Origin of the sequence: Mycobacterium simiae, assembly GCF_008370645.1 — a bacterium.
In the GTDB taxonomy this organism is placed as follows: Bacteria; Actinomycetota; Actinomycetes; order Mycobacteriales; family Mycobacteriaceae; genus Mycobacterium; species Mycobacterium simiae_A.
Genome location: NZ_VTZN01000176.1, coordinates 1 through 9,472, shown reverse-complemented (window position 1 = coordinate 9,472; position 9,472 = coordinate 1). Strand labels below are relative to the sequence as shown.

The following is a 9,472-nucleotide window of genomic DNA, read 5'->3' as shown; positions in this document are numbered from 1 at the left end:
GACCACCGACTCCCGATCCGAAAGCATGTTCGAATACTAACGCGGGCTACCGACATTGATTCGGCCGCGGCGACGGTTCTAACAAGAGTGATTGCCCTCGGCAGCCCTCTACGGCCCCGACGCAAACCTGCCGAGCGAGGTCCCGCGACTTGTCGGCACCGAGTCCTACACTCGCGGTGCCTCGACACACTACAGCTTCGGAGGGAGGTCTCCAGGATGCGATTCCTGCACACCGCCGACTGGCAGTTGGGCATGACCCGGCATTTCCTGGCCGGCGATGCCCAGCCGCGCTATTCGGCAGCCCGCCGGGACGCGGTTGCCGGACTAAAGACACTTGCTGCCGAAGTGGACGCCGAGTTCGTGGTCGTGGCCGGTGACGTTTTCGAACATAACCAGCTTGCTCCGCAGGTGATCGGCCAATCCCTAGAGGTCATGCGCGCCATCGGTATTCCGGTCTATCTGCTGCCGGGCAATCATGACCCGCTCGACGCGTCGTCGGTATACACCTGCGCGTTGTTCCAGGCAGAATGTCCCGACAACGTTGTCGTGCTTGACCGGCCTGGTGTGCACGAGGTCCGGCCGGGCCTCCAGATTGTCGCCGCACCGTGGCGATCAAAAGCCCCCACCACCGACCTGGTCGCCGAGGTGCTGGACGGCCTGTCCGCAGCCGATGTCACCCGGCTGCTCGTTGCCCACGGCGGCGTCGACGTCTTGGATCCCGACCGCGGCAGGCCCTCGCTGATCCGGCTGGCCGGGCTAGAGCGTGCGCTAGCCGACAGACTCATTCACTATGCCGCCCTTGGCGATAAGCATTCGCGCACTCAAGTCGGCGACAGCGGCCGCGTGTGGTACTCCGGTTCACCGGAGGTCACCAACTTCGACGATGTTGAAGCAGAGCCGGGTTACGTCCTGGTTGTCGACATCGACGAGACCGACCCGAAGCACCCGGTAACCATCGACGCCCGGCGTGTTGGCCGCTGGCGGTTCCTCACGTTGCACTCTCACGTCGACACCAGCCGCGACATCGCCGATTTAGACATGAACCTTGACCTGATGACCGACAAGGAACGCACCGTAGTACGGCTGGCGCTGACCGGCTCGCTAACCGTCACCGACCGCGCCGCCTTGGATGCGTGCCTGGATAAGTACGCGCGGCTCTTCGCCTGGCTGGGCCTGTGGGAGCGGCACACCCAACTGGCGGTGATGCCCGCCGACGGCGAGTTCTCCGGCCTCGGCATCGGGGGCTTCGCCGCCGCAGCGGTCGACGAACTGGTCCACACTGCACGCACCAGCGACGAATCCGGGGTCGACGCGCAAGCGGCTCTGGCGCTGCTGCTACGTCTTGCCGATCGAGGCGTCGCATGAAACTGCACCGGCTGGTCCTGAGGAATTACCGCGGCATCGCACATCGGGAAATCGAGTTCCCCGATCACGGCGTGGTAGTGGTATACGGCGCCAACGAGAGCGGCAAGTCGTCGATGATCGAGGCATTGGATCTCCTGCTGGAGTCCAAAGACCGCTCGACGAAGAAGGAGGTCAAGCAGGTCAAGCCGACCAACGCCGACGTCGGCTCCGAGGTTACCGCCGAGATCAGCAGCGGCCCTTACCGTTTCGTATACCGCAAACGCTTCCACAAGAGGCCCGAGACCGAGCTGACGGTGCTGGCGCCATGCCGCGCACAACTGACCGGCGACGAGGCGCATGAGCGGGTTCGAGCCATGCTGGCCGAGACGGTGGACACCGAACTCTGGCACGCCCAGCGCGTGCTGCAGGCAACCTCGACTGTTGCGGTAGATCTGTCCGGGTGCGATGCGTTGTCGCGCGCGCTCGATGTCTCCGCGGGCGACGATGCGGCGCTGTCCGGTACCGAGCCGCTGTTGATCGAACGCATCGAGGCCGAGCATTCCCGCTACTTCACCGCAACCGGGCGGCCCACCGGAGAGTGGGCCGCCGCGATTTCGCGGTTGGCCGACGCCCAGGCTGCGGTCGCGGAGTGCGCGGCTGCGGTGGCCGAGGTAGACGATCGGGTGCGCCGGCACGCCGAGCTGACCAAGCAGGTGACCGAGCTGGCGCAGCAACAGCTTGCTGTCACTCCTTGGCTGACTGCTGCGCAGGCCGCGGCCGACGAGATCGCCGCGCTCGCCAACGAAGCTCGCGAAGCCAGGCTCATCGCCGCGGCTGCGGCAGCAACCAGCGCTGCGTCGACCGGAGCCCGCACGCGACGGCTGGCCCTGGTCGCCGAAACCGAAACGCGCGCAACGAAAATCGGCGCGGTGCAGGTCGAAGCCCAGCAAGCCGACGCAGAGCAGGCGAAGGTACGCACTCAAGTCGAGGCCGGCGACGCCGAAGTCGAGAAAGCCGCACACCTCCTATTAGCCGCCCAACGCCGCGTCGATTTCGCTCGGCGCTCATTCGACTCGATCGTCGGCCGCGAGGAGGGTGACCGGTTAACGGCGCGGCTGGTCAAGGTCGACAACATCAAACATGAGCGTGACCGCCTTAGGGCAGAACTATCCGCAATCACGCTGACCGAGCAGCTCATGCGTCGCATCGACGATGCCGCAGCAGCCGTCGATCGAGCGCACGGCCAGCTTGCGTCGATCTCCGCGGTGGTGGAATTCAGCGCCGCCGCCGACATCGAGCTTGTCGTGGGCCAGCAAAGGGTGTCGCTATCTGCGGGCGAGCGCTGGTCCGTCACGGCTGCCGGCCCCACTGAGGTGCAAGTGCCAGGTGTCCTGACGGCGCGAATCACCCAGGGCGCGACTGCACAGGAGATCAAGGCCAAATATACTGCCGCTCAACAGGAGCTGACGGATGCCTTAACGGCCGGGGGCGTCGCCGACCTAGCTGCGGCACGGGCCGTTGACCACCGTCGCCGTGAACTGAAAAGCCACCGTGACCAGCTGAGCGCCACTCTGGCCGGCCTGTGCGGCGACGAGCAGGAGGACCAACTCCGCGCTCGGCTGGGGCAACTGCACGCGCGTCAACCCGTCGAGCCGGATCTTTTGCCGACGGGTGCCGTGGCTGCCCGCGCCGAACTCGACGCGGCCGAGACAGCCCGCGCGGCCGCCGAGATCGAGTGCGAGACCCGGCGTCAGGCCGCGTCGGCGGCCAATCGTCGGCTCGCTGAAATATCCACGCGAGCAACAGTTTTGCAGCATCAGTTGGCAACCCAGCGCGCCGAGCTTGACGCGGCCCAGGCCAGGTTGACGCAGGAACGGGCCTCGGTCAGCGATGCAGCTCTTGCCGCCGCGGCCGAGGCGGATCTGCGGGCGCTGCACACCGCCGAGCAGCGGGTAGCTGAACTGGCTGACATGCTCGCCGCCAGGGCGCCTGAGGCGGTATCCACCGAGCTCGAAGAAGCCACCGCGGCCGCAGAGTCGTTGCAAGACCGCCACAACGACGCCGTTAGCGCACTGCGCGAGGTCAGCATCGAACTTTCGGTATTCGGCAATGAGGGCCGCAAAGGCAAGCTCGACACCGCCGAGACCGAGCGCGAGCACGCCGCCAGCCAGCACGCCCGCGTCGGCCGCCGGGCCAGGGCGGCGCAGCTGCTGAGGTCGGTAATGGCGCGTCACCGCGATACCACTCGCTTGCGTTACGTCGAGCCCTACCGGTCGGAACTGCACCGGCTCGGTCGCCCGGTGTTCGGGCCAACTTTCGAGGTCGACGTCGACAGCAACTTGAGAATCCGCAGCCGCACCCTGGACAACACCACCGTGCCGTACGAGTCATTGTCCGGCGGCGCCAAAGAGCAGCTCGGCATCCTGGCCAGGTTCGCCGGCGCCGCACTGGTGGCCAAGGAGGACACCGTGCCGGTGGTGGTGGACGATGCGTTGGGGTTCACCGACTCGGATCGACTGGTGAAAATGGGGGAGGTGTTCGACACAGTGGGTAGCCACGGGCAGGTGATTGTCTTGACATGCAGTCCTGACCGGTACGACGGTGTCAAAGGCGCGCACCGCATTGATCTGGGCGATCACTAGGCACAAAGCGGGGATGGACGATGGACATTCAGTGCGATTACGTAGTGGTCGGTACCGGCTCGGCTGGGGCCGTGGTGGCCAACCGGCTCAGCTCCGATCCGGCCACCTCGGTGGTGGCGCTGGAGGCGGGACCGCGTGACAAGAACCGCTTCATCGGCATTCCGGCGGCGTTTTCCAAGTTGTTCCGCAGCGAAGTCGACTGGGACTACGTGACCGAACCGCAGCCTGGGCTGGCGGGTCGCCAGATTTATTGGCCCCGGGGCAAAGTGCTCGGCGGCTCCTCGTCGATGAACGCGATGATGTGGGTGCGCGGGTTCAAAGCCGACTACGACGAGTGGGCGCGACGCGCCGGCCCACATTGGTCGTATACCGAAGTGCTCGGGTACTTCCGTCGCATCGAAAACGTCAACGCCGCATGGCACTTCGTCAACGGGGACAACAGCGGAGTAACCGGTCCGCTGCTTATTTCCCGCCAGCGCAGCCCGCGGCCGTCGACCGCGGCCTGGCTGGCAGCGGCACGACAGTGCGGGCTGCCGGCTGCCCAGCCGAATTCCGCTGAGCCAGAAGGGGTTAGTGAAACTGTTGTCACACAGCGCCGGGGTGCACGCTATAGCGCCGCCGATGCATATCTCAAGCCGGCAATGCGTCGCAAGAACCTCAGCATTATCACCGGCGCGACCGCGACCCGCGTCGTCATCGACGCAAACCGAGCAGTCGGTGTGGAATTTCAGCGCGAGGGCCAAGAACGCGTCGCCTACGCCCGCCGCGAGGTCGTACTGTGCGGCGGCGCCATCAACAGCCCGCAGCTACTTATGCTTTCCGGTATCGCAGACCGCGATCACCTCGCCGAGCACGGGATTGACACCATCTACCACGCACCCGAGGTCGGGCAAAACCTGCTCGATCACCTGGTCACGCCGCTGGGTTTCGACGTCGCCGGCGATAGCTTAGCCGCGGCCGAAAAGCCGGCGCAGGTGCTCAACTATCTGCTGCGGCGCCGCGGCATGCTCACTTCCAACGTCGGCGAGGCATACGGATTCCTGCGCAGCCGCCCGGATCTGGAGCTGCCGGACCTCGAGCTGATCTTTGCCCCTGCGCCGTTTTACGACGAGGGTCTGCTCGTCAAGCCGCCCGGACACGGTGTCGTGTTCGGACCGATTCTGGTTGCACCACAAAGCCGCGGCCAGATCACGTTGCGATCCGCCGACCCGGGCGCGAAGCCGGTTATCGAACCGCATTACCTCTCCGACCCAGAGGGGGCTGACCGCGCGGCCATGATGGCAGGTTTGCGGATGTGCGCCCGCATCGCCGAAGCGCCGGCACTCAAAGGCATTCTCGGGTCCATCGCGCGACCGCGTAGCAGCACCGAACTCGATGAGGCGACCCTCGAATTGGCACTCGAGACCTGTTCGCACACCTTGTACCACCCGCTCGGCACCTGCCGCATGGGCACCGACGACACCAGTGTGGTGGATCCGCAGTTGCGGGTCCGCGGCGTCGACAGACTGCGCGTCGCCGACGCATCCGTTATGCCCAGCACGGTGCGGGGACACACCCACGCCCCCGCTGTGCTGATCGGAGAGAAGGCCGCTGAACTGATTCGTAGCTGACCCGACCCGTTTCGAACTGCCCACTAGCGTCAATCTCTGCAGAATGGTACGCATGGCGGGCCGATGCCGATGACGATGAACGCGAAACGACGCAAGGTACACGACAAATTAGCGAAATTGCCCGGCGTGCGGGCGGTGCGGCGGCCGGTGTCGCCGGCCAGCGCCGACGAATTCGATCTGTACTATGTACGCACCGGTCGTAAGTCTGCCCACCCGCTGGTCATCATCCCGGGGGGACCGGGAGTCGCGTCGATGCGGCTCTACCAGGGGTTGCGCCGGCGCGCCGCGGCTACCGGTCTGGACGTCATCATGATGGAGCACCGCGGCGTCGGCATGTCGCGCCACGACGACTCCGGCGCCGACCTGCCGCCCGAGGCGCTCACCATCGACCAAGTGGTCGACGACGTCGCTGCGGTGCTCGACGACGCGCGCGTCGACTCGGCCGTCGTCTACGGCACGTCGTACGGTACCTACCTCGCGGCGGGGCTGGGTGTGCGCCATCCCAGCCGGGTCAACGCGATGATCCTCGATTCGCCCGTACTGTCGCACCACGACATCGCCTTGGTGCGCGACGCCATTAGGGGAGTACTGCTCAAGGGCAATAGTCCGCAGACGGCCGCCCTGGCACCCAAGGTTCGTCAGCTGGTTGAGGCCGGGGTGATGACCGCCTCGGCGGGCCAGGTCGCGGCGGCAGTGTACGGCTACGGTGGCGCTAAGCTCCTCGATCGACAGCTAGACCTCTTGCTCGAAGGCCGAATGATGCTGTGGCGTGGACTGTGCCGGGTCACCACCGCGGTCGATCGCAAGGTGCCGTACCGCTACGAGGACGACCTGGTCAATCGCATCGCGTTACGGGAACTCGACTACGCTGCCGAGCCCGACGGCCTGCCGCTCGACCCGGCCGTGGCGATGGGTGAATCGCTGCCCCCCAACCCCACTTTCGAATCCGAGCCGTATGACTTGGTGGCCGAGATGCCGCACTTTGGCTGGTCCACGGTAGTGGTTGCCGGCGGCCGCGATCTCATCACTCCGCCGGCGGTAGCCGAACGCGTGGCCGCGCTGGTGCCTGATGCGGTGCTGTTGGAGCTACCGAGTATGGGTCACAGCGCCCTGGACTTTCGGGAGCCCGCCGCCCTGGCCGTCGCCGCGGCGGTATGCCGCGGAGAAGGCGACGAGCTCGCCGGCCAGGCCTTGACACTGGACAACATCTCGCCTCGCTTGCCGATCCGCTTGCTGTGGAAGGCAATGGACGTGGCCATCACTATCGAGGCGGCCATACCTACGCTGCCCCTATCTGCGGTGCGGCGCCGGGTCAGTCCCGCATGAAGCCGATCGCGGTGTAATCCAGGTCGGCCAGGCCCCTTGCACCGAAATTGGCCAGCGTGCTGCGCGCCGCGACGGTTCCGGGGGACTGCGTGAGCGGCAGGCTGAAGCCCTCAGCCCAAATCAGCTTGTCCACCTCGTTGGCCAGTGCGCGAGCCTTGCCGGGATTTAGTTCTTCAAGCGTGCGCGCGATGGCGTCGTCGATCTCGGGGCTACCGATCTTGCCGAAGTTGCTCTCCCCGTCCGACGCGTAAATCTGGGTGAGCGACGATAGCGGAAAGGCGTCGCCGACCCAGCCGAACAGCGCGATGTCGAAAGCCCCGACGTTGATGTAGTTGCTGAAAAACCCACTGCCGGAACGCGATTGCAGCTCCAGTTGGACACCGATCTGGGCCAGGCTGTGCTGGGCGACCTGCGCGAACTGCCGGCTGCTCTGCGACTCATAGAACAGCAGGCGCACCACGAGTTGACGACCGTCCTTTTCCCGAAACTTGCCGTTGAGTTTCCAACCCAGGGCGTCGAGGTCCCGCTTCGCCCGCTCCGGGTCATAGGGGATGCTGTTGTCCTGGTAGCCCTCTTGCCCCTCGACGAAGATGTGGTTGTTCAGCGGCGCCGGATCACTGGTGAGGCCGTAGAGGGCAACTTTGGCGATGGTGCGCCGGTCGATGCCCTCGCAGACCGCCAGCCGCAGCGCCGGGTCGGCAAGGATCGCGCCTGGGGCTCCGTTGAGGGTGAAGTGGCTCCAGCTGGGAGCCGGCGCCCGCCGGATCGAAATGCCCTTGGTGCGCTCGGCGATGGTGAGCTGATCGAGCGAGCCGATTCCGGTCGCGTCGATCGTCGAGTTCTGCAGTGCCGGCAACAGCGCAGCGTCATCCAAAACCAGGTAGGTGATGCTATCCAGGCGTGGTCGTTTGCCCCACCATTTCGGGTTGCGGGTCAAGACGATTCGTTGCGAGCTGCGGTCCAGTGAGGTCACGATGAACGGGCCGGCGGAAGGACCCGGTGCCTCGAGTTGGCCCTTGTTGAATGCCTCGGGCGTGGCGGTCATGCTGCTGGGTAGCAGCATGCCGTTGCCGGCGAACATGCCGCGCCACTCCGCGTACGGCTTGGCGAAGGTCATGATGGCCTGCCGGTCATCGACCCCGCGGGTCACTGACGCGACGCGGTCGGCGCCGTTGGGGGATGCGATCTCAAACGTCTTGTCGGCACCGCTGGTGGCGTAGGTCTGACTGGCGATGTCACGCCAGGTGATCGGTGTGCCGTCGGACCAGAAAGCGTTGGGATTGATGGTGTAGGTGATAACTTGCGGGTCGGCTTGGGTGAGTTCGACGCTGGTGAAGTAGTCGGTGTCCACGGTTGCCGAGCCGTCCGGCCCGATGACGAACGCGCGTGGCAAGGTGGCCTTCACCATCGCCGAGACCTCGGCCGAATTGCCGTCGATGTGCAGGATGTTGAAGTTCGGCGGAAAGTCGGCGAGGGCCAGCCGCAGGTTGCCGCCGTCGCGCAGCGTGGCGGGGTTCTGCGGGTTGATGTCGCTCGTGGTGCCGACGGCACCGTTGGACGTGGATGGCAGCACCGGCGTGGCCGAGCAACCGGACAGCACCAGAACGCCGAGCAGCATAGCGGCCGTGGCGCGTCGCACCCGAACCTGCGGCCACCGTCGCGCGTTGTCGCGCAGCATGGCCCTGGGCGCAGGCTGGAGGCTGTGAGCGCAGACGCAACGCCGACTCCGGTTAGTCATGAGTGCCTGGGGCTGGGTTGTGGAACTGCGCCCAGCAGCCGCCGCGTGTACTCGTGTTGGGGATTGTTGAAGACCTCCTCGCTGCTGCCCTGCTCGACGATGGCGCCGGCATACATGACCACCACCTGGTGGGCGAGATGCTTGACCACGGAAAGATCATGGGAGACAAACAGATACGACAGCTTGAATTGCTCTTGCAGGTCGAGCAGCAAATTGATGATCCCGGCCTGGATGGAGACGTCGAGCGCAGACACCGGTTCGTCCAGCGCTAGTATCTTGGGTTGCAACGCTAGCGCCCGCGCGATACCGATGCGCTGCTTCTGCCCGCCGGAGAATTCGGCGGGATAGCGACAGGCGTCGTTGCGGCGCAGTCCGACGATCTCGAGTAACTCGGCGACACGAGCCTGGGTATCGGTCTTACTGAAACCGTTGGCCTGCAACGGTTCAGCAATCAGGTCCGAGATGGGAAGTCGCGGGTCCAGCGAGGCCACCGGGTCTTGAAAAACGACCTGGATGTGGCGGCGCAACGATCTGCGGCTCGATGAGCTCAGGGTGGCCACATCCGTGCCGAGCACCTCGATCGATCCCGATTGCGGCGCGACGAGTTCCAGGATTTCGTGCACAGTGGTGGACTTGCCCGAACCCGACTCGCCGACGATCCCCAGCGTGCGGCCTTGCCGCAGCTCGAAACTGACGCCGTCGACGGCACGGACCTCGCCGACCGATCGACGCAGCACCACACCCTTGGTCAGCCGGTAGGTCTTGACCAGATCACGCACCCGCACGACGACGGTGGACTCGTCGGCTACCGG

At 65.6% G+C, this 9,472-nt stretch carries 6 protein-coding genes; 4 read left to right on the top strand and 2 right to left on the bottom strand.

Annotation, left to right across the window (positions count from 1 at the left end; all coding sequences use genetic code 11):
- The first annotated feature begins 216 nt into the window (after positions 1–216).
- The 4 genes from F0Q45_RS21365 (at position 217) to F0Q45_RS21350 (ending at position 6,922) form a co-directional block, all read left to right on the top strand.
- Positions 217–1,365 (top strand): metallophosphoesterase family protein, encoded by a 1,149-nt coding sequence (locus F0Q45_RS21365; protein ID WP_149655836.1) that lies wholly within the window; start codon positions 217–219, stop codon positions 1,363–1,365.
- The gene (locus F0Q45_RS21360; protein WP_149655835.1) at positions 1,362–3,986 is read left to right on the top strand and encodes an AAA family ATPase; all 2,625 of its coding nucleotides are present in this window, start codon (positions 1,362–1,364) and stop codon (positions 3,984–3,986) included. The genes F0Q45_RS21365 and F0Q45_RS21360 overlap by 4 nt, the downstream gene beginning before the upstream one ends.
- A gap of 20 nt (positions 3,987–4,006) precedes the next feature.
- The gene (locus F0Q45_RS21355; RefSeq protein WP_149655834.1) at positions 4,007–5,596 is read left to right on the top strand and encodes a GMC family oxidoreductase; all 1,590 of its coding nucleotides are present in this window, start codon (positions 4,007–4,009) and stop codon (positions 5,594–5,596) included.
- A 69-nt stretch (positions 5,597–5,665) separates the two neighbouring features.
- On the top strand, positions 5,666–6,922 hold the full coding sequence (locus F0Q45_RS21350) for an alpha/beta fold hydrolase (RefSeq protein WP_149655837.1): 1,257 nt from the start codon (positions 5,666–5,668) through the stop codon (positions 6,920–6,922).
- Here F0Q45_RS21350 and F0Q45_RS21345 read toward each other — a convergent pair.
- Together F0Q45_RS21345 and F0Q45_RS21340 are read right to left on the bottom strand one after the other, a co-directional pair.
- Positions 6,909–8,660: an ABC transporter family substrate-binding protein gene (locus tag F0Q45_RS21345; protein WP_149655833.1), complete on the bottom strand. Its 1,752-nt coding sequence runs from the start codon at positions 8,658–8,660 to the stop codon at positions 6,909–6,911. The two genes, F0Q45_RS21350 and F0Q45_RS21345, sit on opposite strands and share 14 nt — an antisense overlap.
- The coding region (locus F0Q45_RS21340; RefSeq protein ID WP_149655832.1) for an ATP-binding cassette domain-containing protein at positions 8,657–9,472 on the bottom strand (816 nt) is incomplete at its 5' end. The genes F0Q45_RS21345 and F0Q45_RS21340, both read right to left, overlap by 4 nt.

What these genes read in the sequence shown, in the direction of transcription:
- F0Q45_RS21365 (WP_149655836.1), top strand. Translation starts at nt 217, where the DNA reads ATGCGATTCCTGCACACCGCCGACTGGCAGTTGGGCATGACCCGGCAT.
- F0Q45_RS21360 (WP_149655835.1), top strand. Translation starts at nt 1,362, where the DNA reads ATGAAACTGCACCGGCTGGTCCTGAGGAATTACCGCGGCATCGCACAT.
- F0Q45_RS21355 (WP_149655834.1), top strand. Translation starts at nt 4,007, where the DNA reads ATGGACATTCAGTGCGATTACGTAGTGGTCGGTACCGGCTCGGCTGGG.
- F0Q45_RS21350 (WP_149655837.1), top strand. Translation starts at nt 5,666, where the DNA reads ATGACGATGAACGCGAAACGACGCAAGGTACACGACAAATTAGCGAAA.
- F0Q45_RS21345 (WP_149655833.1), bottom strand. Translation starts at nt 8,660, where the DNA reads ATGACTAACCGGAGTCGGCGTTGCGTCTGCGCTCACAGCCTCCAGCCT.